This window comes from Indolivaga macrotermitis (assembly GCF_900128985.1).
GTDB lineage: Bacteria > Bacteroidota > Bacteroidia > Bacteroidales > Dysgonomonadaceae > Dysgonomonas_A > Dysgonomonas_A macrotermitis.
Genome location: NZ_FQUC01000008.1, coordinates 32,378 through 57,074, shown reverse-complemented (window position 1 = coordinate 57,074; position 24,697 = coordinate 32,378). Strand labels below are relative to the sequence as shown.

Annotated in this window: 35 protein-coding genes; 20 read left to right on the top strand and 15 right to left on the bottom strand. The window is 38.7% G+C overall.

All coding sequences use genetic code 11. The features are described from left to right. Positions 1–10 precede the first annotated feature (10 nt). The 18 genes from rplX (at position 11) to rplQ (ending at position 9,313) form a co-directional block, all read left to right on the top strand. On the top strand, positions 11–328 hold the full coding sequence (rplX, locus tag BUC12_RS11580; protein WP_062178215.1) for a 50S ribosomal protein L24: 318 nt from the start codon (positions 11–13) through the stop codon (positions 326–328). After that, positions 328–891 (top strand): 50S ribosomal protein L5, encoded by a 564-nt coding sequence (rplE, locus tag BUC12_RS11575; protein ID WP_062178218.1) that lies wholly within the window; start codon positions 328–330, stop codon positions 889–891. Before rplX ends, rplE begins: the two co-directional genes overlap by 1 nt. A 1-nt stretch (position 892) precedes the next feature. Continuing rightward, a complete protein-coding gene (rpsN, locus tag BUC12_RS11570; RefSeq protein ID WP_062178221.1) occupies positions 893–1,162 on the top strand; it encodes a 30S ribosomal protein S14 in 270 nt (89 codons plus the stop codon). A 69-nt stretch (positions 1,163–1,231) separates the two neighbouring features. Continuing rightward, positions 1,232–1,627: a 30S ribosomal protein S8 gene (gene rpsH, locus BUC12_RS11565; RefSeq protein WP_062178226.1), complete on the top strand. Its 396-nt coding sequence runs from the start codon at positions 1,232–1,234 to the stop codon at positions 1,625–1,627. An 18-nt stretch (positions 1,628–1,645) separates the two neighbouring features. Beyond that, entirely contained in the window at positions 1,646–2,200 is a 555-nt protein-coding gene (gene rplF, locus BUC12_RS11560; RefSeq protein ID WP_062178229.1) for a 50S ribosomal protein L6, read from the top strand. Between the two features lie 22 nt (positions 2,201–2,222). After that, positions 2,223–2,567 (top strand): 50S ribosomal protein L18, encoded by a 345-nt coding sequence (gene rplR, locus BUC12_RS11555; RefSeq protein ID WP_062178232.1) that lies wholly within the window; start codon positions 2,223–2,225, stop codon positions 2,565–2,567. Between the two features lie 5 nt (positions 2,568–2,572). Beyond that, complete coding sequence (gene rpsE, locus BUC12_RS11550) at positions 2,573–3,091, top strand: 30S ribosomal protein S5 (RefSeq protein ID WP_062178235.1); 519 nt, start codon at positions 2,573–2,575, stop codon at positions 3,089–3,091. A gap of 20 nt (positions 3,092–3,111) precedes the next feature. Next, the gene (rpmD, locus tag BUC12_RS11545; protein ID WP_062178238.1) at positions 3,112–3,288 is read left to right on the top strand and encodes a 50S ribosomal protein L30; all 177 of its coding nucleotides are present in this window, start codon (positions 3,112–3,114) and stop codon (positions 3,286–3,288) included. A gap of 30 nt (positions 3,289–3,318) precedes the next feature. Further along, positions 3,319–3,768 carry a 50S ribosomal protein L15 gene (gene rplO / locus BUC12_RS11540; protein WP_062178241.1) on the top strand — a complete coding sequence of 150 codons (450 nt, stop codon included), beginning with the start codon at positions 3,319–3,321 and terminating at the stop codon, positions 3,766–3,768. Position 3,769: 1 nt separating this feature from the next. Further along, entirely contained in the window at positions 3,770–5,095 is a 1,326-nt protein-coding gene (gene secY, locus BUC12_RS11535) for a preprotein translocase subunit SecY (protein ID WP_062178244.1), read from the top strand. A 14-nt stretch (positions 5,096–5,109) separates the two neighbouring features. Further along, entirely contained in the window at positions 5,110–5,892 is a 783-nt protein-coding gene (gene map / locus BUC12_RS11530) for a type I methionyl aminopeptidase (protein WP_062178247.1), read from the top strand. A gap of 10 nt (positions 5,893–5,902) precedes the next feature. After that, on the top strand, positions 5,903–6,121 hold the full coding sequence (gene infA / locus BUC12_RS11525; RefSeq protein WP_026626991.1) for a translation initiation factor IF-1: 219 nt from the start codon (positions 5,903–5,905) through the stop codon (positions 6,119–6,121). Between the two features lie 13 nt (positions 6,122–6,134). Then, complete coding sequence (ykgO, locus tag BUC12_RS11520) at positions 6,135–6,251, top strand: type B 50S ribosomal protein L36 (RefSeq protein WP_026626992.1); 117 nt, start codon at positions 6,135–6,137, stop codon at positions 6,249–6,251. A 31-nt stretch (positions 6,252–6,282) separates the two neighbouring features. Continuing rightward, on the top strand, positions 6,283–6,663 hold the full coding sequence (gene rpsM / locus BUC12_RS11515) for a 30S ribosomal protein S13 (RefSeq protein WP_062178250.1): 381 nt from the start codon (positions 6,283–6,285) through the stop codon (positions 6,661–6,663). Positions 6,664–6,672: 9 nt separating this feature from the next. Then, positions 6,673–7,062 (top strand): 30S ribosomal protein S11, encoded by a 390-nt coding sequence (gene rpsK, locus BUC12_RS11510; protein ID WP_062178252.1) that lies wholly within the window; start codon positions 6,673–6,675, stop codon positions 7,060–7,062. 108 nt (positions 7,063–7,170) lie between these two features. Continuing rightward, on the top strand, positions 7,171–7,776 hold the full coding sequence (gene rpsD / locus BUC12_RS11505; protein ID WP_062178255.1) for a 30S ribosomal protein S4: 606 nt from the start codon (positions 7,171–7,173) through the stop codon (positions 7,774–7,776). A 7-nt stretch (positions 7,777–7,783) separates the two neighbouring features. Next, positions 7,784–8,776, top strand: a complete 993-nt coding sequence (locus BUC12_RS11500; protein WP_026626996.1) for a DNA-directed RNA polymerase subunit alpha — start codon at positions 7,784–7,786, stop codon at positions 8,774–8,776. Positions 8,777–8,785: 9 nt separating this feature from the next. Continuing rightward, positions 8,786–9,313 carry a 50S ribosomal protein L17 gene (rplQ, locus tag BUC12_RS11495; RefSeq protein ID WP_062178257.1) on the top strand — a complete coding sequence of 176 codons (528 nt, stop codon included), beginning with the start codon at positions 8,786–8,788 and terminating at the stop codon, positions 9,311–9,313. Between the two features lie 47 nt (positions 9,314–9,360). Here the strand turns inward: rplQ and BUC12_RS11490 are convergent, their stop codons facing one another. From BUC12_RS11490 to purB, 4 genes are all read right to left on the bottom strand, one after another. Then, positions 9,361–9,846: a DNA-deoxyinosine glycosylase gene (locus tag BUC12_RS11490; RefSeq protein ID WP_062178259.1), complete on the bottom strand. Its 486-nt coding sequence runs from the start codon at positions 9,844–9,846 to the stop codon at positions 9,361–9,363. Between the two features lie 72 nt (positions 9,847–9,918). Continuing rightward, on the bottom strand, positions 9,919–11,313 hold the full coding sequence (asnS, locus tag BUC12_RS11485) for an asparagine--tRNA ligase (RefSeq protein ID WP_062178263.1): 1,395 nt from the start codon (positions 11,311–11,313) through the stop codon (positions 9,919–9,921). A 36-nt stretch (positions 11,314–11,349) separates the two neighbouring features. Beyond that, entirely contained in the window at positions 11,350–12,567 is a 1,218-nt protein-coding gene (locus tag BUC12_RS11480; RefSeq protein ID WP_062178266.1) for a pseudouridine synthase, read from the bottom strand. Positions 12,568–12,631: 64 nt separating this feature from the next. Then, the gene (gene purB, locus BUC12_RS11475) at positions 12,632–13,975 is read right to left on the bottom strand and encodes an adenylosuccinate lyase (protein WP_062178269.1); all 1,344 of its coding nucleotides are present in this window, start codon (positions 13,973–13,975) and stop codon (positions 12,632–12,634) included. A 288-nt stretch (positions 13,976–14,263) separates the two neighbouring features. On the opposite strand from purB, the gene BUC12_RS11470 reads away from it, so the two are divergent. Next, positions 14,264–14,866, top strand: coding sequence for a ribonuclease HII (locus BUC12_RS11470; RefSeq protein ID WP_062178271.1), 603 nt, complete (start codon positions 14,264–14,266; stop codon positions 14,864–14,866). A gap of 8 nt (positions 14,867–14,874) precedes the next feature. On the opposite strand, the gene BUC12_RS11465 is transcribed toward BUC12_RS11470, so the two are convergent. From BUC12_RS11465 to BUC12_RS11430, 8 genes are all read right to left on the bottom strand, one after another. Beyond that, the gene (locus BUC12_RS11465; protein WP_062178273.1) at positions 14,875–15,447 is read right to left on the bottom strand and encodes a DUF4468 domain-containing protein; all 573 of its coding nucleotides are present in this window, start codon (positions 15,445–15,447) and stop codon (positions 14,875–14,877) included. A 130-nt stretch (positions 15,448–15,577) separates the two neighbouring features. Then, entirely contained in the window at positions 15,578–16,729 is a 1,152-nt protein-coding gene (locus BUC12_RS11460; protein ID WP_062178276.1) for a 1-acyl-sn-glycerol-3-phosphate acyltransferase, read from the bottom strand. Positions 16,730–16,732: 3 nt separating this feature from the next. Continuing rightward, entirely contained in the window at positions 16,733–17,716 is a 984-nt protein-coding gene (locus tag BUC12_RS11455; RefSeq protein WP_062178279.1) for a D-alanine--D-alanine ligase, read from the bottom strand. Positions 17,717–17,800: 84 nt separating this feature from the next. Further along, on the bottom strand, positions 17,801–18,862 hold the full coding sequence (locus BUC12_RS11450; protein ID WP_062178282.1) for an RluA family pseudouridine synthase: 1,062 nt from the start codon (positions 18,860–18,862) through the stop codon (positions 17,801–17,803). A gap of 3 nt (positions 18,863–18,865) precedes the next feature. Then, a complete protein-coding gene (locus tag BUC12_RS11445) occupies positions 18,866–19,468 on the bottom strand; it encodes a PASTA domain-containing protein (RefSeq protein WP_236689377.1) in 603 nt (200 codons plus the stop codon). Positions 19,469–19,707: 239 nt separating this feature from the next. After that, on the bottom strand, positions 19,708–20,172 hold the full coding sequence (locus BUC12_RS11440; protein ID WP_062178288.1) for an Lrp/AsnC family transcriptional regulator: 465 nt from the start codon (positions 20,170–20,172) through the stop codon (positions 19,708–19,710). 287 nt (positions 20,173–20,459) lie between these two features. After that, positions 20,460–21,464 (bottom strand): FKBP-type peptidyl-prolyl cis-trans isomerase, encoded by a 1,005-nt coding sequence (locus BUC12_RS11435; RefSeq protein ID WP_062178291.1) that lies wholly within the window; start codon positions 21,462–21,464, stop codon positions 20,460–20,462. A 25-nt stretch (positions 21,465–21,489) separates the two neighbouring features. After that, positions 21,490–22,074 carry an FKBP-type peptidyl-prolyl cis-trans isomerase gene (locus BUC12_RS11430; RefSeq protein WP_062178294.1) on the bottom strand — a complete coding sequence of 195 codons (585 nt, stop codon included), beginning with the start codon at positions 22,072–22,074 and terminating at the stop codon, positions 21,490–21,492. Positions 22,075–22,235: 161 nt separating this feature from the next. Between BUC12_RS11430 and BUC12_RS11425 the strand changes: the two genes are divergently transcribed. After that, positions 22,236–22,925, top strand: coding sequence for an SIR2 family NAD-dependent protein deacylase (locus tag BUC12_RS11425; protein ID WP_062178403.1), 690 nt, complete (start codon positions 22,236–22,238; stop codon positions 22,923–22,925). Positions 22,926–22,947: 22 nt separating this feature from the next. Here BUC12_RS11425 and BUC12_RS11420 read toward each other — a convergent pair whose 3' ends face one another. The 3 genes from BUC12_RS11420 to BUC12_RS11410 all read right to left on the bottom strand — a co-directional run bounded on the left by BUC12_RS11420 (position 22,948) and on the right by BUC12_RS11410 (position 24,691). Then, on the bottom strand, positions 22,948–23,187 hold the full coding sequence (locus BUC12_RS11420) for a DUF4834 family protein (RefSeq protein ID WP_062178297.1): 240 nt from the start codon (positions 23,185–23,187) through the stop codon (positions 22,948–22,950). Between the two features lie 93 nt (positions 23,188–23,280). Beyond that, positions 23,281–24,018 (bottom strand): CDP-alcohol phosphatidyltransferase family protein, encoded by a 738-nt coding sequence (locus BUC12_RS11415; protein ID WP_062178300.1) that lies wholly within the window; start codon positions 24,016–24,018, stop codon positions 23,281–23,283. Positions 24,019–24,022: 4 nt separating this feature from the next. After that, positions 24,023–24,691: a phosphatidylserine decarboxylase family protein gene (locus BUC12_RS11410; protein ID WP_062178303.1), complete on the bottom strand. Its 669-nt coding sequence runs from the start codon at positions 24,689–24,691 to the stop codon at positions 24,023–24,025. Positions 24,692–24,697 lie beyond the last annotated feature (6 nt).

Genomic DNA, 24,697 nt, shown 5'->3' with positions numbered 1-24,697 from the left:
AGAAACGGTAATGAGTAAGTTACATATAAAGAAAGGCGATATTGTTTTTGTTAATGCCGGAACAGACAAAGGAAAGACTGGCCGTGTTGTGAAAGTCATAGTAGACAAGCAACGTGCTATTGTTGAAGGTCTGAATATGGTGACAAAACATGCAAAGCCTAATGCTAAAAATCCTCAAGGAGGTAGAGAACAAGTAGAAGCTCCTATTCATATTTCTAACTTGAATGTCGTAGATCCAAAAACTGGCAAACCAACACGTGTAGGCCGTAAAAAAGTGGATGGAAAATTAGTACGTATTTCTAAAAAATCAGGGGAGGTGATTAAATAATGAGCAATACAACAACTCTTAAGTCAGAATATAAAGACCGTATTGTAGCTTCTTTGATGAAGGAATTCGGCTATAAGTCGCCAATGCAGGTGCCTGTTCTTAAAAAGATTGTGATCAATCAAGGTTTGGGTATCGCTGTGGCTGACAAAAAAATTATTGAAACAGCTCTTAACGAAATGGCGATTATTACCGGTCAAAAAGCGGTAGCAACTGTTTCGAAGAAAGATATTTCGAACTTCAAATTGCGTAAGAAAATGCCTATCGGTGTAATGGTGACATTACGTGGAGACCGTATGTACGAATTCTTGGAAAGACTTGTAAAAGTGGCTCTTCCTCGTATCCGTGACTTTAAAGGTATCGAAAGCAAGTTGGATGGCCGTGGTAATTATACACTAGGTATCCAGGAGCAAATCATTTTCCCTGAAATTAATATTGATTCGATCAATAAAATTCTGGGAATGAATATTACCTTTGTAACTTCTGCGAAAACAGATGAAGAAGGTTATGCTCTATTGAAAGAGTTTGGACTACCATTTAAGAACGCAAAAAAAGAATTAGTATAAGATGGCAAAAGAATCAATGAAAGCCCGTGAGGTGAAACGTGCAAAACTTGTTGCTAAATATGCAGCTAAGCGTGCACAGTTGAAAGCTGATGGAGATTATGAAGGTCTTCAGGCTCTGCCAAAGAATTCGACACCTATCCGTCTGCACAACCGTTGCAGTATGACAGGACGTCCAAAAGGTTATATCCGCCAATTTGGAATATCTCGTATTCAGTTCAGAGAAATGGCTTCTAAAGGCTTGATACCAGGTGTGAAAAAAGCAAGCTGGTAATTTTAGATTAAAATTTTTTAGAGTTAAATATTGTCCCGGAATGCGGGATTAATTTAAATCAATTTAATAATGACAGATCCAATAGCAGATTATTTGACGCGTGTTCGTAATGCGATCATGGCTAAACACAGAGTGGTAGAGATACCTGCGTCAAATTTGAAAAAAGAAATCACTAAGATTCTTTTTGAAAAAGGCTACATTCTTAATTATAAGTTTGTAGAAGAAGGTCCTCAAGGTTCAATTAAAATTGCCTTGAAGTATGACCCGGTTAATAAAGTAAATGCAATTAAGAAATTAATTCGTATTTCAACTCCAGGTCTTCGTAAGTATACAGGGTACAAAGATATGCCAAGAGTATTGAATGGTCTTGGTGTTGCTGTATTGTCTACCTCTAAAGGCGTTATGACTGACAAAGAAGCTCGCGACCTGAAAGTCGGTGGAGAAATTTTATGTTACGTTTATTAATAAAGAGGGAGGTATACTATGTCAAGAATTGGAAAACTACCTATAACTATCCCTGCGGGAGTAACCGTAACTGTGGATAAAAACAATTTAGTAACTGTAAAAGGTGCTAAAGGAGAATTGACTCAGAGTGTAAATGCTGACATCAAGGTAACAGTTGATGCCGGAGTTGTAACAATTACACGTCCGAGTGATGACAAAGAACATCGTGCGTTGCATGGTCTTTACAGATCTTTGATCAATAATATGGTAATCGGTGTTTCGGAAGGATACCGCAAAGAGTTAGAACTTGTAGGTGTTGGTTACCGTGCTTCTAATGCAGGTCAGCAGTTGGATCTTTCAGTAGGCTTTACACACAACATTCACATGTTGCTGCCAACAGAAATAAAGATCGAAACTAAGTCTGAAAGAAACAAGAACCCATTGATCATTTTAGAATCTTGCGATAAAGAACTTATCGGACTAGTATGTGCTAAAATTCGTTCGTTCCGTAAACCAGAGCCTTATAAAGGTAAAGGTATTCGTTTCGTAGGTGAAGTGATACGTCGTAAGTCAGGTAAATCAGCAGGTAAATAATTTGAATAAACTGTAATAAATCATGACAACGAAGACAGATAGAAGAAATAAGATAAAATTAGGCGTACGCAGCAAAGTACATGGTACTGCTGACCGTCCTCGTTTGACCGTATTCAGAAGTAACAAGCAAATTTACGCTCAGGTAATCGACGATTTGAGTGGTAAAACTTTGGCTTCTGCTTCTTCTCTTAAATTAAGTGAAAAAGCTCCAAAGAAAGAAATTGCTGCAAAAGTAGGTGAATTAGTAGCTAAAGCTGCTCAGGAAGCCGGTGTTACATCTGTAGTATTTGACCGTAACGGTTATTTATATCACGGTAGAATTAAAGAATTAGCAGACGCTGCCCGTAATGGTGGTCTTAAATTTTAATAGAAATGGCAGGAGTTAATAATAAAGTAAAATCGACCAACGATATTGAATTGAAGGACAGATTGGTGGCTATCAATCGCGTTACAAAAGTAACAAAGGGTGGTCGTACATTCAGTTTCGCTGCTATCGTAGTTGTAGGAAACGAAGATGGCATTGTTGGTTGGGGCTTAGGTAAAGCCGGTGAAGTAACAACAGCCATTGCTAAAGGAGTTGAAGCTGCAAAGAAAAACTTAATCAAGGTTCCGGTATTGAAAGGTACTATCCCTCACGAACAAGTTGCAAGATTTGGAGGTTCGGAAGTTCTTATCAAACCAGCTGCTCCCGGTACAGGGGTTAAAGCGGGTGGTGCGATGCGTGCCGTGCTTGAAAGTGTTGGTGTAACTGACGTACTTGCTAAGTCTAAAGGTTCGTCTAACCCTCACAACTTAGTGAAGGCTACTATCGAAGCTTTAGGTGAGTTAAGAGATGCTTATACTGTTGCTCAAAACAGAGGTGTTTCAATGGAAAAAGTTTTTAAAGGCTAATTCGCAAGGAGATTACAATTATGGCAACAATAAAAATTAAACAAGTTAGAAGCAGAATCAACTGCCCTAAAGATCAAAAGAAAACTTTAGATGCTTTAGGTCTTAGAAAGTTGAACAGAGTAGTTGAACATCCTGACAATCCTGCTATCAGAGGAATGGTTGCGAAAGTTCACCACCTAGTTTCTATAGTAGAGTAATAATCTGATAAAAGATAAAAATCTAAGAATATGAATTTATCTAATTTGAGACCCGCTGAAGGGGCTACTAAAACAAGAAAAAGAATAGGTCGTGGTACAGGTTCAGGTTTAGGTGGTACTTCAACTAGAGGTCATAAAGGAGCTAAGTCTAGATCAGGCTATTCTAAGAAGATCGGTTTTGAAGGAGGTCAAATGCCTATCCAACGCCGTCTTCCTAAATTCGGTTTCAAAAATATCAACCGTGTAGAATATAAGCCAATCAATCTAGGTACTCTTCAGGCTTTGGCTGAAGCTAAAGGTCTGACAAAAATCGATGTTCAAACTTTGATCGATGCTGGTTTTGTTTCGTCTAAGCACTTAGTGAAGATCTTAGGTAATGGAGCTCTTACTTCTAAATTGGAAGTTGTAGCGCATGCATTTTCTAAGTCAGCAGAAGCAGCTATCCAAGCTGTAGGTGGAACCGCAACAAAACTAGATTAAAATGGGATTTGTAAAGACAATCGAAAATATATGGAAGATTGAGGATCTGCGTAAACGGATTCTCACTACTTTCTTTTTCGTAGTTATCTATCGCTTCGGGGCGCATGTTGTGCTTCCCGGAGTTAATCCTGCTGATCTGGATGCTTTGAAGCATACTGCGTCAGGAGGTTTGATAGGACTATTGGATATGTTCTCAGGTGGTGCTTTTGCAAATGCTTCTATTTTTGCACTGGGAATTATGCCATACATTTCGGCTTCGATCGTTATCCAGCTGTTAGGTATAGCATTGCCTTATTTCCAGAAATTGCAGAAAGAAGGAGAAAGTGGACGTAATAAACTAAACCAATATACCCGTTATCTGACTGTGGCAATATTGTTATTCCAAGGCCCTGCTTATTTGATGGGTGCCTTAGGAAGTGCAGCTCCCGGCGGGCTTTGGTCATTCTATATACCTTCAACCATAATCTTGGCCGGAGGTAGTATGTTTGTCCTTTGGCTGGGTGAGCGTATCACTGATAAAGGTATTGGTAATGGTGTTTCGTTTATCATTCTTGTAGGTATAATTGCCCGTCTGCCTCATGCACTCGCAAATGAGTTTATGTCTCGTTTGAGTGATCAGGCCGGTGGTTTGATTGTATTCCTGCTCGAAATTGTATTCCTGCTGTTTGTTATTGCGATGGCTATCTTATTGGTACAAGGTACCCGTAAAATTCCGGTGCAATACGCAAAACGTATCGTTGGTAATAAACAATATGGCGGAGCGCGTCAGTATATACCTCTAAAGGTAAATGCTGCAAACGTAATGCCTATCATCTTTGCCCAGGCAATCATGTTTATACCGATCGCTATTGCGGGATTCACTACAGCAGATCAGACAGGATGGTTTATGCGTTCGCTAACCGATAATACAAGCTGGTTATATTGTACAATATTTGCTTTGTTGATTATTTTATTTACATGGTTCTACACAGCAATTACAATAAATCCGGTGCAAATGGCTGATGAGTTGAAGAGAAATAATGGTTTCATACCAGGTATCAAACCCGGTAAAAAGACAGCTGATTATATTGACGATATTATGTCGCGTATAACTTTGCCCGGATCATTATTCCTTGCATTAGTTGCAATACTTCCTGCTTTTGCTAGTTTGGTTGGTATCAGTACCGAATTTTCCCACTTTTTTGGAGGAACTTCGTTGCTAATTCTGGTCGGAGTAGTATTGGATACATTGCAGCAAATTGAGAGTCACTTGTTGATGCGTCATTACGATGGATTATTGAAATCCGGAAGGATCAAAGGACGTACAGGATCAATTGCAGCATATTAAGTTTAAAGTAGATAATGATTTTTCTAAAAACAGACGAAGAAATAGAATTGATGCGTGAGAGTAACCGCTTGGTTGGTATGACTCTTGGCGAATTGGCCAAACATATCAAACCAGGTATTACTACGCTTCAGTTAGATGAAATTGCTGAAGACTTTATAAGAAGCCATGGCGCTGTTCCTTCTTTTTTAGGATATAACGGATTTCCTTATTCATTGTGTATTTCAGTTAATGAAAACGTGGTGCATGGATTTCCTTCCGAATATATATTGAAGGATGGAGATATTATTTCCGTTGATTGCGGAACTGAGAAAAACGGTTTCTGTGGTGACTCGGCCTACACGTTTTGTGTTGGGGAGGTTGCGGAAGACGTAAAAGCTTTACTCCGCACAACAAAGGAGTCTCTTTATCAAGGTATAGCCAAGGCGGTTGAAGGTAACCGTATTGGAGATATCGGTGAGGCGGTTCAAATGTATTGTGAGAAAAGAGGCTTTTCGGTTGTACGTGAGTTAGTCGGACATGGTATTGGACGAAAAATGCATGAGTCACCTGAAGTACCTAATTACGGTAGAAGAGGTACAGGCCCTTTATTGAAAAAAGGTATGTGTATTGCTATTGAACCGATGATTAATCAGGGAAGTAAAAATGTGGTTTTCGAGAGCGATGGTTGGACTGTAAGAACTAAGGACCGTAAGATGTCGGCTCACTTTGAACATACAGTTGCTATCCGCGAAGGCAAAGCAGATATTTTATCTACATTCGAATTTGTAGAAGCTGTATTAGGAAATAACGGAATCTAAAAAATAATTTATGGCTAAACAAGCTGCAATAGAACAAGATGGCGTAATTGTCGAAGCATTGTCAAATGCAATGTTTCGTGTAGAATTAGAAAACGGACATGAAATCACTGCCCATATCTCTGGTAAGATGCGTATGCACTATATCAAGATACTACCGGGAGATAAAGTGCGTGTGGAAATGTCTCCTTACGATTTGACTAAAGGTCGGATCTCTTTCAGATATAAATAAAGAAAAATAAGATATGAAAGTAAGAGCATCATTGAAAAAGCGTACTGATGACTGTAAGATCGTCAGAAGAAAAGGACGCTTATATGTAATAAACAAAAAAAATCCTAAGTACAAACAACGTCAGGGATAATTTATTAATTTTGCAAAATATAATCTAGTATATGGCTATAAGAATAGTTGGTGTCGATTTACCGCAAAATAAAAGAGGCGAAATTGCCTTGACATATATATTTGGTATCGGACGAAGTGCTTCAAATGCTATTTTGGCTGAAGCAGGTGTTGACAAAGATGTTAAAGTAAAAGACTGGACTGATGATCAGGCTGGTACTATCCGTGAAATTATTTCTACAAAATACAAAGTAGAAGGAGATTTGAGATCGGAAGTGCAGTTGAACATTAAGCGATTAATGGATATCGGTTGTTACCGTGGAATTCGTCACCGTATTGGTTTGCCCCTGAGAGGTCAAAGTACTAAGAATAATGCCCGTACACGTAAGGGTAGAAAGAAAACTGTTGCAAATAAGAAAAAAGCTACAAAATAATAGTTTGATATGGCAAAGAAAACAGTCGCAGCGAAAAAGAGAGTCGTTAAAGTGGATGCAGTCGGACAAGTTCATGTGCATTCTTCATTTAACAATATTATTATCTCTATTACAAATAGCGAAGGACAAGTAATCAGCTGGTCATCGGCAGGTAAAATGGGTTTCAGAAGTTCTAAAAAGAACACCCCTTATGCAGCTCAGATGGCAGCATCAGATTGTGCAAAAGTTGCATACGATCTTGGTCTAAGAAAAGTAAAAGTGTATGTAAAAGGTCCGGGTAATGGACGTGAGTCAGCTATCCGTACTATACATGGTGCAGGAATCGAAGTAACAGAAATTGTTGATGTTACACCACTTCCTCACAATGGATGTCGTCCTCCAAAACACAGAAGAGTTTAATCCCAATTTAAAAGTTTGAAACTTGAGTTGTGATTGATTGCATAAGACCCTCTCTGTAATCGCGGCTGCACAATTCTCGCTTCTTTTTAATGTATTAATTTAAAAAAAATGGCAAGATATACTGGACCAAAATCAAAAATAGCCCGTAAATTCGGTGAGCCTATCTTCGGACCGGATAAAGTTCTTTCTAAGAAGAACTATCCTCCCGGACAACATGGTAACGGTAGAAAGAAAAAGACTTCTGAATACGGTATTCAGTTGCGTGAAAAACAAAAAGCAAAATATACTTACGGCGTGTTGGAAAAACAGTTCCGTAATTTATTCGAAAAAGCTGCAAGCTCACGTGGTATTACCGGTGAGGTTCTTCTTCAATTTTTGGAAGCAAGATTAGATAATGTAGTTTTTCGCTTAGGTATTGCTCCTACAAGAGCTGCTGCTCGTCAACTTGTTTCTCACCGTCACATCGTGGTTGATGGTAAGGTGGTAAATATTCCTTCTTACACTTTAAAACCTGGACAGGTAGTAGGTGTTCGTGAGAAATCTAAATCATTGGAAGTAATTGATAACGCTCTGGCTGGGTTTAATCACAGCAAATACCCTTGGGTAGAGTGGGATCAGGCTTCTAAAGCAGGCAAATTCTTACATTTACCTGAAAGAGCGGATATTCCCGAAAATATCAAAGAACAGTTGATCGTAGAGTTGTATTCTAAATAATAATTTCATGGCGATATTAGCATTTCAAAAACCCGATAAAGTATTAATGTTGGAGGCGGACAATTTCTTCGGAAAGTTTGAGTTTCGTCCGTTGGAACCCGGCTACGGTATTACTGTAGGTAATGCTCTTCGCCGTATTCTCCTTTCTTCGCTTGAAGGTTTTGCTATTACTTCTATCAAAATCGATGGTGTTGAGCACGAGTTTGCGACAGTACCGGGAGTTATAGAAGATGTAACAAACATCATTCTGAATCTGAAAAAAGTAAGATTCAAACAAATAGTTGAAGAGATCGAGAATGAAAAAGTGAGTATAACTATTTCGGGTTCCGAAGTGTTCAAAGCTGGTGATATTGGTAAACATTTGTCCGGATTTGAAGTATTGAATCCTGATCTAGTGATATGCCACTTAGATTCTAGTGCAAACCTTCAGATTGAATTGACAATTAACAAAGGACGTGGGTATGTTCCGGCTGACGAGAATCGTAACCCTAATGACGATGTTAATGTTATCGCAATTGATTCTATCTATACTCCTATCCGTAACGTGAAATATGCGATTGAAAACTATCGTGTAGAACAAAAGACCGACTACGAGAAACTGGTTATAGAAATATCAACAGATGGGTCTATACATCCGAAAGATGCATTGAAGGAAGCTGCGAAAATCCTTATTCATCACTTTATGTTGTTCTCAGACGAGAAAATCTTGTTAGAACAAACAGAGACTGATGGTAATGAGGAATTTGACGAAGAAATACTTCACATGCGTCAATTGTTGAAGAGCAAGTTAGTAGATATGAACCTTTCGGTGAGAGCTCTAAATTGTTTGAAATCAGCAGAGGTAGAGACTCTTGGCGAACTAGTTCAGTTCAACAAGAACGATCTTCTTAAATTTAGAAACTTTGGTAAGAAATCTCTTACTGAACTTGATGAATTATTGGATAGCTTGAACCTGTCTTTTGGTTTGGATATATCCAAGTATAAATTAGATAAAGATTAATTAAGCGAGATGAGACATAATAAAAAATTTAATCACTTAGGTCGTACTAATACGCACAGAAATGCCATGTTGTCTAACATGTGTAGTTCTTTGATCCTTCATAAGCGTATTTTTACTACGGTGGCAAAAGCTAAGGCTTTGAAGAAAGTTGTTGAACCTATCATCACAAAATCGAAAGAAGATACAACTCATTCAAGACGTTTGGTTTTTCAAGAACTTCAAAGTAAAACTGCCGTAACTGAGTTGTTCCAAAACATTTCTCAAAAAGTTGCAGATCGTCCGGGAGGATATACTCGTATTATCAAAACAGGTAACCGTTTAGGTGATAATGCAGCGATGTGCTTCATTGAGTTGGTTGATTACAACGATAATATGGCAAAAGAAACTTCGAAAGCTGCTGCTAAGCCTAAAACACGCCGTTCTAGGAAGAAAGCAGATGCTACTGAAGAGGTTGCTGCTCCTGCAAAAGAAGTTAAGGAAAAAGCACCAAAGGCTAAAGCTCCGAAAGCTGAAGCAGAAGATAAAACAGAAGAATAAATATCTGTCTTATGATATTAAAAAAGCATCCTATTTAGGATGCTTTTTTATTTTGTGATATCAGTTAATAGTTGCCATTTCTTTAGTTTATCTTCGAAACTGAGTCTGGCATTCGCAGTACTGGGCGAGGGTAGCGTATAATAAGTAATGTCAGGATGTTTTCCTACATATTTGCAGTAGAATTCTTCGGATTTTTTACTTGAAAAGATAATTGTACTGATTTTAGGATAATTCTGAAACAGAAGAGAAAAATCATTTGCCTGTTCATTTTTTATAGCAGTATCGGCACTTCCTTTACCTTCACAGCATTTTATTACATCCCATAGTGCTATTTTATGACTTTGTAAGAGCTTTACCTTGTCGGCGTATATGTTTGTGTGTTCTTTTGAAAATACGGCGAAAATAAGCCTCCAGAATTGATTTGTTTTATGTCCATAATATTCCTGCTTCCGAAGAGACTCTTCGCTAGGCATTGTACCTAGGATTAAAACAACGGAATTTTGATCTATAATCGGGGGGAACGCGATTTTCATAGTACATGTTATTTAAATAAAGAAGCAGATATCCTGATAAGAATATCTGCTTACAAATATAAAGATTAACTTTTAAAAATCTGCATTGTTAGGAGTTCGAGGGAATGGTATAACATCACGTATGTTAGCCATACCTGTTACGAACAGAATTAACCTTTCGAAACCTAAACCAAAACCGGCATGCGGAGCAGTTCCGAATTTGCGGGTCTCGAGATACCACCAGATCGGGTCTGTATGCATTCCGATTTCATTAATCCGGTTCATAAGCTTATCGTAGTCGGCTTCACGTTCTGATCCTCCGATAATTTCCCCGATTTTAGGGAATAATACATCCATACCGCGAACGGTTTTTCCGTCTTCGTTCTGTTTCATATAGAAAGACTTGATCTCTTTCGGATAGTCAGTCATGATAACAGGACGTTTGAAATGCTTTTCAACCAGATAGCGCTCGTGCTCAGATTGCAGGTCAGCCCCCCAATAAACGGGAAACTCGAATTTCTGTCCGCTTTCCTCCAATATTTTTACACCTTCGGTATACGACAATCTTACGAAATCGTGTGCTAATACAAGCTCAAGTCTTTCCACCAGTTCCTTGTCATACATTTCGTTCAGAAAATCTAAATCATCTTTGCAATTATCCAAAGCATAACGGATCAGATATTTCAGGAAGTCTTCGGCTAAATCCATGTTATCATGGATATCGTAGAAGGCAACTTCAGGCTCTATCATCCAAAACTCAGCCAAGTGGCGTGGAGTATTGGAGTTTTCGGCTCGGAAAGTGGGACCAAAGGTATAAATTGCACCTAAAGCCATAGCTCCTAGTTCTCCTTCGAGTTGGCCGGATACAGTAAGATTGGTCTGGCGTCCGAAAAAGTCCTGGCTGTAATCTACACTTCCATCTTCTGTCCTTGCTACTTTATTCAGATCAAGGGTTGTTGCCTGAAACATAGACCCGGCTCCCTCTGCATCTGAAGCTGTGATAATAGGGGTATGAAGATAGTAAAAGCCGTTGTCATTGAAATATTTATGTATAGCATAAGCCATATGGTGGCGAATGCGGAATATGGCACCGAATGTATTAGTACGTGGACGCAGGTGCGCTATTTCACGTAAAAACTCAAGAGAGTGTCCCTTTTTTTGCAAAGGATACTCCAGAGGATCGGCTGTTCCGTATATTTCAATCTTTTCGGCTTGGATCTCTCCATTCTGCCCTTTTCCTTGAGACTCAACATATGTACCGATTACATGAATACATGCACCGGTAGAGACTGGTTTCAGATACTCGTCGCCGAACTGTTCGATATCAGCGACGATCTGTATATTATTTATAGTAGAACCGTCATTAAGAGCGATGAAGCTTACTTGTTTATTGCCCCGGCGAGTCCGTACCCACCCTTTAACACTCACTTGAGTCCCAAATGGAAGTTGGGATAAGTCTGAAATTTTAGTTCTACGAATTGTTTCCATTTCTAATTATAAGTTTGTCTAAAGTATTAAGTTGTTTTATTCGAATGCACCCATGCGCAACATGTTTACTTCTGATTCTGTCAGGTATCTCCAACGGCCTCTGGGGATGTTTTTCTTTGTAAGCCCGGCGAAGTATACACGGTCAAGCTTTTGTACCTGATAACCTAGTTTTTCGAAAATACGGCGGACAATACGGTTACGTCCTGAGTGTATTTCGATACCTACTTCGTTCAGAACATCTTCCGCTACATAAGCTATAGAGTCTGCATGAATTTCTCCGTCTTCGAGTTCAATACCGTCAGCTATTGCCTGCATATCTTCGATAGCTACATCACGATCTAGTCTTACCTGATATATTTTTTTCTTTACATATTTAGGATGCATTAGCTTTGAAGCTAAATCTCCGTCATTTGTAAGAAGCAATACACCTGTTGTATTTCTGTCGAGACGACCTACAGGATATATACGTTCGGGACAGGCACCTTTTACTAAGTCCATAACTGTCTTACGGTTCTGAGGATCGTCGGAAGTAGTTACAGTATTTTTGGGTTTATTCAAAAGTACATATACTTTACTTTCCAGACGTACCGGTTGATCGTGGAACAGGATGCTGTCGCCACGAGTTACTTTTGCTCCCAGTTCCGAAACAACTTCCCCGTTTACTTTCACCACGCCGGCAGCGATATAAGTATCTGCTTCGCGACGAGAACATACTCCTGCATTAGCCAGATATTTATTCAGGCGGATTGGTGTGCTTGGGTCCAGATTTTCTTTATACTTAACCGGCTTAACTAATTGTTTAGGTCCTTTGTTTTCAGTCCTGAAAGCACCTCCGCCTCCGCGTTGGTCTCTGTCGTTATTGTTATATCTGCGATTGTTGTCTCTGCCTCCTTGCGAGTAGCCTCCTCCTTGTCTGTTATTGTTCGGACGACCGGACGACCGGCCTCCGGACTGATAAGAGTTGTTGTTGCCATAGGAACCACCTCCGCTTGAGCGTCTGTTTCCTGAATTATAGCCACCTCCGCTGTTACTGCTTCGGCTGTCTCCTCTGTTATTGTAATCGCGTGAATCACGATTATCACGATTATCCCTGTTGTTACTGTAATCACGATTATCACGATTCAGTGTAGGGCGCGCATCTCCGACACGGGGGCGTTTTTTCTTCATTTCGCCACCTTGATTGTTCTTGTTGATAGATGGTCTGTTTGACGATGAATAACCATCCCGGCGTTCATTATCTCTGTCTGTTATCATCTTGGGTTAAAATTAAATTTTTAATAATTTGATTATTTAAATAACCTCACGGCTATATTGTTGTTTATACTCCCGTATAGGTCTGAGGCGTAATTTGTTTCAATTCCTTTTTAATATTTTCACTGACTGACAGTCCATCGATAAAAGCTTCGATAGACTTGGCTGTTATAGCTTCATTAGTACGGGTCAGTTCTTTCAATGCTTCGTATGGCTTCGGATAACCTTCACGGCGAAGAATTGTTTGTATTGCTTCGGCAACAACTGCCCAGTTATGTTCCAGATCACGATTAAAAGCTTCCTGGTTCAGAAGTAATTTCCCTAGTCCTTTAAGCGTACTTTGTAAAGAGATCAGGATATGTCCCATCGGTACTCCTATGTTTCTCAAAACAGTAGAATCAGTGAGGTCTCTTTGTAGACGCGATATTGGCAATTTGGCTGATAAATGCTCCAGAATCGCATTTGCAATCCCCAGATTTCCTTCGGCGTTTTCGAAGTCGATAGGGTTTACTTTATGGGGCATTGCCGATGATCCTATCTCGCCGGCTTTGATCCTTTGTTTAAAGTACTCCATCGAAATGTATTGCCAGAAATCCCTGTCAAGATCGATAATAATCGTATTAATTCGTTTCAAAGCATCGAATACAGCTGCCAGATTATCATAATTTGATATTTGGGTAGTATATTCCTCCCTGACTAACCCGAGTTTTTCGGATGTGAATTTAGATCCGAATTCTTTCCAGTTAAAATCAGGATATGCAACCTTATGAGCGTTGTAATTACCTGTTGCCCCGCCAAATTTTGCGGAGAATGGAACCGCTTTTAATAATTCGAGCTGATTCTCTAATCTGCTTACAAATACCATTACTTCTTTACCTAAGCGTGTAGGTGATGCCGGTTGCCCGTGTGTTTTTGCCAACATCGGAATTGCATCCCATTCATTCGCTTTAGCTTTCAAATCATCTATTAACTCTTGTAACAAAGGATAATAAACTTTGTTCAATGCATCTTTCAAAGAAAGAGGTATAGATGTGTTATTTATGTCTTGGGATGTAAGCCCAAAGTGAATAAATTCTTTATAAGCATCCAGTTTTAATTCGTCGAATTTTTCTTTGATAAAATATTCCACGGCTTTTACATCGTGGTTGGTTGTTTTTTCGATTTCCTTAATGTGGTTTGCTTCCTCTTCGGAAAAATCCCCGACTATATTTCTTAGCTTAGGGAATACATTTTTATCAATACTTTTTAGTTGTGGTAACGGTAGTTCGCATAGAGCTATGAAATATTCCACTTCTACATGTACACGGTACTTTATTAAAGCATATTCCGAAAAATAATTAGCTAATTCTCCGGTCTTGCCACGATAACGTCCATCAATGGGGCTGATGGCTGTTAGGGTATCTAGTTTCATCTTTGGTAATATTTATCTTTTTAGATATAACAGGTTTTGTTACTGACAACTAAGTGTTTTTTTGATTTTCCTTATTAACCATAACAAAGGTAATTTTTTTAATCAATTATTTATGAGTATGATGTCAAAATATTTATTAAATATCGTAGTATTCGTCAAATTGACCTGTTTTTTCTACTTTTGAAAGGTAAATCGGTTTTATATTTCTTATTGAGGGGAAATTGCTCCCGGGTATTAACCGATACTTGACACTTAATTACTGAATAAGGAAACTTATAACTGATAATAATGCTGGAACTTTTTCTAAATCCTGATAAAATTGAAGCCGGATGTGACGAGGCCGGAAGGGGATGTCTTGCCGGACCTGTTTTTGCTGCTGCGGTTATTTTGCCGAAAGATTTCGAATGTGCTCTTCTGAATGACTCTAAGCAAGTAAAAGAAAAAGACCGTTACGAACTGAGGAGTATTATTGAAGATAGAGCTTTGGCATGGGCTGTAGGAATTGTAGACCATCAGGAAATCGATAAAATAAATATTCTGAATGCTTCGTTTCTGGCTATGCACAGGGCTATTGACCAATTATCAGTGGTTCCGGAACATTTACTTATAGATGGAAACCGGTTTAGAAAATACAAGGATATTGTAAATACTTGCGTTGTTAAAGGTGATGGGAAGTATTTACCGATAGCGGCAGCTTCTATATTGGCTAAAACGTATAGGGACGATTTTATGCTGAATATTCATAATGAATATCCTGCTTATGGTTGGGATACGAATAAAGGATATCCGACTATAAGACACCGGAAAGCGATAGCAGAGTTTGGTGTGACACCTTATCACCGAATGTCTTTTACCTTATTAAGCAAGCAGCTTTCTTTAGACTTTGAATGATCTTACCGTTAGTTTGCAGTATTGTTAACGGCATTCCCTATTTTATCAGCTAATTCGTTCAGAAAATACAGTGTACTCTTTTGGGTGTTTTGCCTTATTTCGTGTCCATCATCTTTTAGTGACAGGGCTCTGTCTGTAATCATGTCTTCCGCTTTGACACTTTTCCGGCTATTAGGCAATAAATATGTGATGTCTTTGAGCTCGAATACACATTTGTTATTGAATATAAATGTATTGAGATGGTAAGTCATGGTTACTTTTTCTCTTACATTTTTTGCATTAGGAGGTAACAACAACTCTATTTTAGATTTGATAACTACTTCTTTGTTCGTATTGTCGTATCTTATATTTGAGATAAGGGGTTCTGCGGCATAAGTCGTTTTACACCAATCTTTCAGTAGCGTATAACTATTGTCGAGGTTGGTCGAAACCAGTGGTATTTCTTTTAGAAATATAACTTTTCCTTCGAAAGTCGGTACATATGTGAATTTCTGGTTCTGAAGTAAGTCTTGTGAATATATATTAGTTATACTCAAACAGAAACATATTGTAATCAATATTGTTTTGAAAGATTTGCTCATAGTTTTTCGTTTTAGAAAGCCGATTGCTATTCGTATTGCTTTTATCTGAGGGCTAAGCCTTCTGTACAAAAATAAGGAGAAAGTATGAAAAGCGTCTCTCCAAATTATTAAAAAAGGGAAAAAGGAAGAATTATTCTCCCTTGGCCACCAGATAGTTTTTTAATGTATTCGAATACATCTCGAGAAGTTTGATTCTCAGGAAAGGTATGTCTTTATTCTCTAAATCTATTTTCCCGATTTGCTTAGCCAGATATTCCTCAAATTCATTTTTTTGTTCATCTGTATATTTGTTTCCGAATTTGTCCGAATTATTCAATAAATCATAAGCAATATAATTGCAAGGATAAAATTCGTAATTCAGATGTATCTCTTTATCAATAACTGCAGCTAAAGCAGCGGTTTGCTCTTTTTTGTCGAGTAGCTTAATAGGATCAAGCTTGTCATTGATAGGTTTCCCTAACCTGAAATGGATATTGCCTTTGAAGCCGAGCAGTCCTATCTCCATATTGCGCAGGTCATCGATCTGTGCTTTTTTGTATTCGGGGTTATCCCTTTTTTGTTGAAATTCTTTTGCTTTCAGATAATCGCATGGATCGAATTCGTACGATATGGATAACGGTAATATATTCAGCTCTTTGATACGGTCGATAAAAGATCCGGTTTCGGGCCAGAGAGCCAGCATTTTCAACAGGCTTTCCTGTGTACGGTCGTTAGAATCTTTGGCGCGTCCTTCCCTCTGAGCGAGCCATACGGATTCTCTTTTTTCGTTGATCGTATGGTGTATATATTCTGACATGTGCTTCGATACCTCAAGCATCTGCCTTACGGATACTCCTCTTTTAACGAGGAAGCTTTTGTTTAGCTTAACCAGTTTTTCTATCCACGGATGAATCAGAAGATTATCGCCGATAGCAATCTCTGTGGTCTCAAATCCTTTCGAATTGAGGAGGATGTTCAGAATACCTGCATCGAGTATGATATCCCGGTGATTGGATATAAAAAGGTTCGATTTGTCTTTGCTGATGCTTTCCCAGCCGGAACTTTCTACAGAAGATGCTGTTCTGCGTGTTAATCCCCATACGGTAGGGGCAATCATCTGGCTCTGGAAGTCGAACTTTGTATTGTACTTCGACATTTCGGCAGAGAACTCATCCCAGTTGACATCCGGTAAAATATATTTTACGGCATGAAGAAACCCAGGATCAACAAGTAATTCCTGAATAGTGTCTCTAACCTGATGATCTTCTAATGGAGCTATGTCGCTAAACTTATCGCTATTCATAAATTATTTTGCGTTTTTAAGATATTCACATTCAATAATTTCAGATAATACATCGGTCATGCTTAAATTGGCAGCTTTGACCTGTTGCGGGATGAAGCTTGTTGCTGTCATTCCCGGGGTTGTATTTACTTCCAATAAATACGGAATGTTGTCGGATATGATAAAATCGGCTCTTATTATGCCTTTGGCATTTATCAAATCATATATTTTAGATGTTAACAACTGTATTTCTTTTGTTATGTCATCCGGTAGCTGAGCCGGGGTAATTTCTTCGACTTCGCCCATATACTTGGCATTGTAATCGAAAAACTCGTTTTGTGTTACCACCTCGGTCAATGGTAATACCACTTCCTTAGAGCCGGTCTTGTAGCAACCGCAGGTAACTTCACGTCCACTTATAAAGCTTTCGATGATGACATCCGAAGCTTCGCCGAATGCCGAATCGATTGCTTCTTGCATCTTTTCTTTGACCTTTACTTTAGTCGTTGCGAAACTAGATCCTCCGGTGTTCGGCTTTACAAATACGGGTAAGCCCAGACTATCAGTTATTTCGTCGACGTTGTACTTGGTTTCTTTGGTTAAATATACTGATTTAGCAACATTGAGCCCAAAGTTTTTTAGGAAATTGTTGCAAATAAATTTGTTAAATGTCAGAGTCGATGCTGTCATTCCGCAAGTCGAGTAGGGGATATTTAACATATCCAGATAGCCTTGAAGGTGTCCATCTTCGCCGGGAGTGCCGTGTATGGTTATATATGCAAAATCAATTTTTACTTTTTGATTTTCTTTTTGTACCGAAAAATCGTTCTTGTCTACAAAGTATTCCCGGTCATCAATAGTAGCTGTCCAGCTGTCTCTGGTTATTTTTACTTTAATAACATGGTATTGCTCTTTATCCATAAAGGAATAGATACCCAGCATGCTTTTTTCCGATACAACTATTTCGGAAGAATAGCCGCCCCATACTATTGCAATATTCTTTTTCATGACCTGTTGATCCTGTTTGAAATACAAATTTATTTTATCTCGATAATTACTTTTAGCTGAAAGCCTTTTTTGCCTCTTACAGAATTAAACTTCCCTGCCGGCAATATAGTTTCTCCATTTTTCGGTCAGTTGTTGCATATCCATAGGTAAAGGGCTCTCGAATAGCATTTCTTCACCTGTGCGGGGATGTACAAAACCTAGGGTGCGGGCATGTAGAGCCTGTCTCGGACATATATTGAAACAGTTCTGCACAAATTGCTTATATTTGGAAAAGGTTGTACCTTTTAATATTTGATCGCCTCCATAGCGAGCATCATTAAAAAGTGTATGGCCTATATATTTCATATGTACCCTTATCTGATGGGTGCGCCCTGTTTCCAGTTTGCATTTAACGACTGTTACATAGCCTAAGCGCTCGATCACTTCGTAATTGGTTACAGCGGGTTTTCCTTGCTCACCATCCTCGAATACAGTCATTTGTAAGCGATCTCTTACATTTCGTCCTATATTTCCCTCGATACGTCCCCGGTCTTCTGAGACTAATCCCCACACGAGTGCAATATATTCGCGCTTGGTGGTTTTATCGAAAAACTGACCCGATAAGTGGGCTTTAGCATTAGCTGTCTTGGCTATGACCAGTAATCCGGAAGTATCTTTGTCTATACGGTGTACAAGTCCTAAGCGAGGGTCTTTCGAATCGTATTCTGGTGAGTCTTTAAGATGCCATGCTATGGCATTGACCAGAGTGCCTGTATAGTTTCCATGTCCGGGATGAACCACTAGTCCGGGTTGTTTATTGATAACCATCAGATCAGCATCTTCATATATAATATCGATAGGCAGGTCTTCGGGTATGATTTCAATTTCCCGTTTAGGGCGATCCATTACTATGGATATCACATCATTGGGCTTTACCTTATAATTCGATTTTACGGGAGTTCCATTTGCCAGGATGCAACCGGCATCGGCTGCACTCTGAATTCTGTTGCGGGAGATGCCTTCTATGCGGCAGGTTATAAATTTGTCGACACGGAGTAATCCTTGTCCCTTGTCGGCGACAAATCTGTAATGTTCGTATTGTTCTGATACGTTTTCTTCCTGATCTTCGTCCAGAAGATCATCTATTTCATCATTACTTTCGTTCATATATCAGAATGTTTCGCTACTGGTGTCTGTTTCTACTTCTACTTCTTCAGAGCTTATGCTGTCTGATGATATTCCTCCATCACCTACTTTGAGTGTAAGTGTAGCGTTCTTAGGTATTTTTTGTCCACCTTTTACAGTTGCTCCTTTGTATTCGAGCCCGAATACGAGGTCAAGATATTCCGATGGAATTCTTACGATATTTATATTGCTGAATCCCAAAGCCCTCAATAATGCTTCGGATTGTCGGAGTGACGAGTCTTCGAGATCGGGAACCGCAACGAGCTGTTCGCTTCGTGCCTGTATAGTCAGGTATATGGTGCGTCCTTCTTTTACATGTGATTTTCCCAGTGGAATCTGTTCTACAATCGCACCGGGTACCCCGTCTTTGTTGTATACAGAATCTACTACCTCATATTTTAAATCTTTGGATCCGATTATAGGTGCTACTTCTTGTATTTGCAGTCCTCTCAGATCGGGTACTTCGATCGATTTATTGTGCCGCGTATACTGATTCAGGCAAAAAAGAACGATTCCGATAAGGACAAAAAGTAAAACAGCCATTAAAAGGATGTTACGGACATATATATTAGCTATAAATTTTTTCAAAAAGTCTACCATTTTGATTTTCTGTTTAAGGACGTTCCCATCCGAATTGCAAAAGTATTAAAAAATATATGAAAGCATATGCTTTTCACTTTTTTTGTATTTGCGATGTCTGTATATAGATCGTTACCGGACTTATTTGTTGGCATTGTATCTTTTATAACACACAAAAGGATAGTCAAATATATATGATTGACTATCCTTTTGTGCTTTTGTCTCACAGAAAGATGAGATGAAAACTATTATTCTGTTTTAGATATAGGAATCTGGCGTTTTACTCCCTGACTAAGTGATATCATAGTTTCGGTCGCTACTACTCCCGGTATTTCCTGTATTTTATTATTCAGTAAATCCATCAGGTGCTCATTGTCTCTGGCATATAGCTTTACCAATATAGTGTAAGGACCGGTTGTAAAATGAGATTCTACAATTTCGGGGATTTTATCTAGTTCGGGGATTACTGTTTTGTACATTGATCCCTTTTCCAGCTTAACTCCTATATAAGTACATGTATTGTATCCTAAAACTTTTGGGTTGATGATATATCCTGATCCGATGATTACTTTCATTTCTATCATCCGTTGTACCCGTTGGTGGATAGCTGCACGTGAAACTCCGCATTCGAGGGCTACGTCCTTGAATGGAATTCTTGCATTCTGGGATATTATCTCCAGAATCTTTTTGTCAAGTTTATCAATTTTCTCCATATTCTTTCTTTTTATTAGATTTAATTACCAAATATAGTGCTATTTTTTTAATTGTGTAATTTTAAAACTGAAAAATACGGAGTTTTGCTTACTATTTATTGCACTCTATCCTGTTTCTGATCTGTTATATTGTATAGCCTTGTAATGTATTAATGATAATTCAATAGTTCAATGTATTATTTTATTGAGTCAAATCGTTATTATAGGCTCAATTCCGGTTGTGTGTATAAAAAACGAGGATGCCCAATCGGGTACCCTCGTTTCTGTATATAATTGGTTCTCGAAGATTATTTTTCGATGCCAAGTAGTTCGATATCGAATACCAAAGTTGAGAATGGAGTTATTGAACCGGCTTGTTGTGCACCATATGCTAAGTCGTAAGGGATGTATAATGTCCACTTAGAACCAACAGGCATAATTTGTAGAGCTTCGGTCCATCCTTTGATTACCTGACCTACACCTAAAACGATAGGGTCTTTTCCGTCGTTAGAGTCAAATACAGTACCGTCAAGTAATGTCCCTTTGTAATTTACTTTTACACGGTCTGATGCTGTTGGTTTAGCTCCGTTGCCTTGTTTTACAATTTTGTATTGTAATCCGCTAGGTAATGCTATTACACCGTCTTTAGTTTTGTTATCGGCTAAGAACTTTTCTCCGGCTTCGATTTGAGGTTGATATTGTTTCTTCAGGTTTTCCTCTTGTTTAGCCTGAGCTTTAGCCTGAGCTGCCATAGCTTTAGTCTGGATTAATTCGCTTGAGTTAGGAATTACCACTTTTTCTTTCTTGATAAAGTTTAATACTCCGGCAAGTAAAGCAGATTTGTTTACTTTAGCAGAGTCAAGAACTTGATTTTCGAAGTTTTCAGACATTTGTTTCAGCTGTCCTCCGATTTGAAGCCCGTGATAATAAGCATCCTGATCTTTATTTGAAGTACTGAAGCTTTCGTTCAAACCTTTGATGAATAGTGCCAGATTTTTGCTGTTTGCTTTATTGATAGAATCTAACTTTGTAGACATTTCTTTTTCTAAAGTCGCTTTTTTAGCAGCATCGGTTTCAGCAGCAATACGTTGAGCATATGATGCTCTGAACATTGTTGTGTCTTGAAGTACACCCAATTGGTTCATGTATTGTATAAGTCCGCCTTCAGCTAATTGTACACCGTATGCGTAAGACAATGAGTCTACCTCGGTTTTTAATGATGCATTAGGAGTTGCTGTTCCTCCATCGCATGAAACAACGGTTACACCGATTGCTGCAATAGCACTTAGTGCTAAGATTTGAAATTTTTTCATCTTTATAAAGAATATTGTTTATGATTTATACTATATCTAAAACTTCTACTTCGAATACTAGGGTTGAGTTGGGTTCGATAGATTGCCCTGCTCCTTGTTTTCCATAAGCCAGATCGGCAGGGATAAAGAGTTTCCATTTAGATCCTACAGGCATTAACTGAAGAGCTTCTACCCATCCTTTGATCACCTGGTTTACACCGAAAGTTGCAGGTGTTCCTCTCTGAACACTGCTGTCGAATACTGTTCCGTCGATCAATGTTCCGTGATAGTGGCATTTTACCTGATCTGTAGCGGTAGGTATTTTTCCTTCTCCTTTTTTTATGATTTCGTATTGCAATCCGCTGGGGAGAGTTACTACTTCAGGACGTTGTTTGTTGATCGCAAGAAATTCCTGACCTGCTTTCTGGTTTATATCCAGTTTTTCGTCTTGTAGTTTTGTGAAGTAGTCATTGATTACGCTTTTGGCCTCGTCGTAATTCATGGAAGTCTGTTTCTTGTTTAAAACATCATCGATAGCTTTAGCAAAAGTTTCGATGTCAAGTTTATTTATCCCTGAACTTAAAAAATTATTAGCGATACTTAAGCCTAAAGCATAACTGATTTTATCCATTGTTTTTCAATTAATAAGACAGGAATTGTTCCCTGTTCGGTTTAATACATATTTTATTGTTGCAAAAGTAATTCTTTTACTGATATTTTATCTAACTTTCGTTCTCTAAAATAGCATCTGTCTGAATGTAGATTTGTTAAATCTTTCAAAAAAGCATGAATATGAAGAATATAGTGGTCTTAACCGGTGCCGGGATGAGCGCCGAAAGCGGTATTGCGACTTTTCGGGATTCGGGTGGATTGTGGGATCAGTATAAGGTTGAAGAAGTAGCAACCCCCGAAGGTTTTATGCGAAATCCCCAACTGGTCTTGGATTTTTATAATAAGCGCAGGCGTGAGACTATAAATGCTGTGCCTAATCAGGGACATTTGCTTTTGGCTTCGCTTCAGGATCATTACAATGTGCATATTATCACTCAGAATGTGGATAACCTGCATGAGAAAGCAGGCAGCAGGCAAGTCTTACACCTTCATGGAGAATTGATGAAAATACGATCTTCAAGAAATCCGGAGCTGATATTGGATGCAGATCCGCTTAATCCTGATACTAAGCTGGGTGATAAGGCCTCCGACGGATCTCAGTTACGGCCTCATATTGTGTGGTTCGGCGAGGCGGTACCTATGATGTATGATGCGGAAAGAATAACACAGAAAGCAGATATACTGATTGTGATAGGTACATCCCTAAATGTTTATCCGGCGGCAGGGTTGGTTAATTGTGTAGCAGATGATACCCCTATATTTCTGATAGACCCTAAGGATGTTCTTATAGTACGTCCGAATGTCACTTTTATAAAGAAGGGTGCTTCGGAAGGGATGAAAGAACTGGTCGGTTTGCTTAGTAACCTGTAAAATGTAAAGGAGGGGGGACGGTTTATTTGATTTCTTCGTAGTCGATATATTCACCCTCGTCTTTGCCAAATACTTTTCCTTCGGAGCGTTGGTTTGAAGATGAATTGCTGTCGTGTGATTGCTGGTTGTTCCGTCGGGTATTTCCAAAAGGGGAAGAGTTGGTTCCCTTAGTGAAGATCCGTAAAAATCTCAATATAAATAGAAAGCCTAATCCTATGATCAGGAGGAATACCACTAATATAAATAGTAAAAAACTACCCATTTGATTTTGTTTTGAGTCTTACGTTTTAAAAATACAGCAAAAGACTATGCCCCGAAAACATTTTTGTAATATTTAACGACTATCGTTACAACATTAGTCTTTTTTGCCGGGAAGCAGTTTCCAGGATATGACCGAAAGTATAATGTAAAAGATAATACCCGCAGAAATACCGAATACTCCCCAGGAAATAACTGCTGCTACCATAAAAACAATCAGAAGATAGCGAAGTTCATTTCCTTTTAATTTGAGACCGCTAACCTTTAATGAGAACATGGGTATTTCGGATGTCATAAGCAGGGAGAACACAATTATGAGTATAATTGTAGGATAAAACAGGAAAAGCTGGGTGAATTCGTCCAAACGGTTAACTCCAAAACAGAAGCTTATCCAGAACAAAGCGTTAGCAGGTGTCGGTAATCCTATAAAGGATGTAGACTGTCTTTCGTCGACGTTGAATTTAGCAAGCCTCAATCCTGAAAATATAACAAGGAGGAAGCTGACATAAGGAATTATCTCTTTGATGTGAAACTGACTGTCGGCTATTATAAATGTCGGTGAACCGATCGTGTTGTTGTAAGATAAAAAATGAAATACAGCCAATGCCGGCGCCAACCCGAAGCTTACCATATCGGCTAATGAATCGAGTTCTTTGCCTATGGGTGAGTATGCTTTGAGCATACGGGCAGAAAAACCGTCGAAAAAATCGAAAATAGCAGCAATAATAACCCAAATGGCAACCCAGAGATAGTTACCTTCAAAAGCCATTACTGAAGCAACACATCCCGAAAGTATATTCATCGAGGTAAGTATATTGGGGATATGTTTTTTCATTTTCTTATTTTTTTAGGGGTAGTTCTCCTATTATTGTTTGATTTCCTGTCACTCTCTGTTCGAGTTCCACGTTTATTTTCGTGTCCAATGGTAAGAATAAGTCGACACGCGATCCTAGTTTAATGAATCCCATATGGTCGTCTATATGTGCTTCTTCTCCTACTTCGGGGTAAGTAACAATTCGTTTTGCCATTGCTCCTGCAATTTGCCGCATAAGGATCTCAACACCGTCTGATCTTCTTATAACTACTGTTGATCTTTCATTTTCGGTACTCGACTTAGGAAGATATGCTGCCTGAAAGCGTCCGTTGTGATGCTTTTTTACAATCACGGTTCCGTTTACAGGAAACCAGTTGGCATGAACATTTAACGGAGACATAAATACAGAGACCTGTATACGTTTTTCGTTGAAATACTCAGGCTCAAAAACTTCTTCTATGGCAACGATCTTTCCATCTGCCGGAGATACTATGGAGTTGTCCATATCTCCTTTGAATCGTCTGTACGGGCTTCTGTAAAAGTTCAGTACAATAAGGAAAAGCGCCACCGAGGCAGATAATATTACATAAGTAAAAAGGTTTTTCCCGAAAAAATAGACAAGTGATCCGCTTATAACCGACAGGATTATAAACAGAACAATGAGTTCACTACGGCCTTCATGATGCACTTTCATTCTTAA

Bases quoted from the DNA above. Each gene is read 5' to 3' on its own strand.
- BUC12_RS11460 (WP_062178276.1), bottom strand. From the start codon at position 16,729: ATGAATAGCGATAAGTTTAGCGACATAGCTCCATTAGAAGATCATCAG.
- BUC12_RS11415 (WP_062178300.1), bottom strand. From the start codon at position 24,018: ATGAAAAAACATATCCCCAATATACTTACCTCGATGAATATACTTTCG.
- ykgO (WP_026626992.1), top strand. From the start codon at position 6,135: ATGAAAGTAAGAGCATCATTGAAAAAGCGTACTGATGACTGTAAGATC.
- rplF (WP_062178229.1), top strand. From the start codon at position 1,646: ATGTCAAGAATTGGAAAACTACCTATAACTATCCCTGCGGGAGTAACC.
- rplX (WP_062178215.1), top strand. From the start codon at position 11: ATGAGTAAGTTACATATAAAGAAAGGCGATATTGTTTTTGTTAATGCC.
- BUC12_RS11480 (WP_062178266.1), bottom strand. From the start codon at position 12,567: ATGATAACAGACAGAGATAATGAACGCCGGGATGGTTATTCATCGTCA.
- BUC12_RS11435 (WP_062178291.1), bottom strand. From the start codon at position 21,464: ATGAAAAAATTTCAAATCTTAGCACTAAGTGCTATTGCAGCAATCGGT.
- BUC12_RS11410 (WP_062178303.1), bottom strand. From the start codon at position 24,691: ATGAAAGTGCATCATGAAGGCCGTAGTGAACTCATTGTTCTGTTTATA.
- rplE (WP_062178218.1), top strand. From the start codon at position 328: ATGAGCAATACAACAACTCTTAAGTCAGAATATAAAGACCGTATTGTA.
- rplR (WP_062178232.1), top strand. From the start codon at position 2,223: ATGACAACGAAGACAGATAGAAGAAATAAGATAAAATTAGGCGTACGC.
- infA (WP_026626991.1), top strand. From the start codon at position 5,903: ATGGCTAAACAAGCTGCAATAGAACAAGATGGCGTAATTGTCGAAGCA.
- BUC12_RS11470 (WP_062178271.1), top strand. From the start codon at position 14,264: ATGCTGGAACTTTTTCTAAATCCTGATAAAATTGAAGCCGGATGTGAC.
- BUC12_RS11440 (WP_062178288.1), bottom strand. From the start codon at position 20,172: ATGGAGAAAATTGATAAACTTGACAAAAAGATTCTGGAGATAATATCC.
- BUC12_RS11465 (WP_062178273.1), bottom strand. From the start codon at position 15,447: ATGAGCAAATCTTTCAAAACAATATTGATTACAATATGTTTCTGTTTG.
- rplO (WP_062178241.1), top strand. From the start codon at position 3,319: ATGAATTTATCTAATTTGAGACCCGCTGAAGGGGCTACTAAAACAAGA.
- BUC12_RS11420 (WP_062178297.1), bottom strand. From the start codon at position 23,187: ATGGGTAGTTTTTTACTATTTATATTAGTGGTATTCCTCCTGATCATA.
- secY (WP_062178244.1), top strand. From the start codon at position 3,770: ATGGGATTTGTAAAGACAATCGAAAATATATGGAAGATTGAGGATCTG.
- purB (WP_062178269.1), bottom strand. From the start codon at position 13,975: ATGAAACTAGATACCCTAACAGCCATCAGCCCCATTGATGGACGTTAT.
- rpsM (WP_062178250.1), top strand. From the start codon at position 6,283: ATGGCTATAAGAATAGTTGGTGTCGATTTACCGCAAAATAAAAGAGGC.
- rpsD (WP_062178255.1), top strand. From the start codon at position 7,171: ATGGCAAGATATACTGGACCAAAATCAAAAATAGCCCGTAAATTCGGT.
- rpsH (WP_062178226.1), top strand. From the start codon at position 1,232: ATGACAGATCCAATAGCAGATTATTTGACGCGTGTTCGTAATGCGATC.
- rplQ (WP_062178257.1), top strand. From the start codon at position 8,786: ATGAGACATAATAAAAAATTTAATCACTTAGGTCGTACTAATACGCAC.
- BUC12_RS11490 (WP_062178259.1), bottom strand. From the start codon at position 9,846: ATGAAAATCGCGTTCCCCCCGATTATAGATCAAAATTCCGTTGTTTTA.
- BUC12_RS11500 (WP_026626996.1), top strand. From the start codon at position 7,784: ATGGCGATATTAGCATTTCAAAAACCCGATAAAGTATTAATGTTGGAG.
- BUC12_RS11450 (WP_062178282.1), bottom strand. From the start codon at position 18,862: ATGAACGAAAGTAATGATGAAATAGATGATCTTCTGGACGAAGATCAG.
- BUC12_RS11455 (WP_062178279.1), bottom strand. From the start codon at position 17,716: ATGAAAAAGAATATTGCAATAGTATGGGGCGGCTATTCTTCCGAAATA.
- asnS (WP_062178263.1), bottom strand. From the start codon at position 11,313: ATGGAAACAATTCGTAGAACTAAAATTTCAGACTTATCCCAACTTCCA.
- map (WP_062178247.1), top strand. From the start codon at position 5,110: ATGATTTTTCTAAAAACAGACGAAGAAATAGAATTGATGCGTGAGAGT.
- rpsN (WP_062178221.1), top strand. From the start codon at position 893: ATGGCAAAAGAATCAATGAAAGCCCGTGAGGTGAAACGTGCAAAACTT.
- BUC12_RS11425 (WP_062178403.1), top strand. From the start codon at position 22,236: ATGAAGAATATAGTGGTCTTAACCGGTGCCGGGATGAGCGCCGAAAGC.
- BUC12_RS11430 (WP_062178294.1), bottom strand. From the start codon at position 22,074: ATGGATAAAATCAGTTATGCTTTAGGCTTAAGTATCGCTAATAATTTT.
- rpsK (WP_062178252.1), top strand. From the start codon at position 6,673: ATGGCAAAGAAAACAGTCGCAGCGAAAAAGAGAGTCGTTAAAGTGGAT.
- rpmD (WP_062178238.1), top strand. From the start codon at position 3,112: ATGGCAACAATAAAAATTAAACAAGTTAGAAGCAGAATCAACTGCCCT.
- rpsE (WP_062178235.1), top strand. From the start codon at position 2,573: ATGGCAGGAGTTAATAATAAAGTAAAATCGACCAACGATATTGAATTG.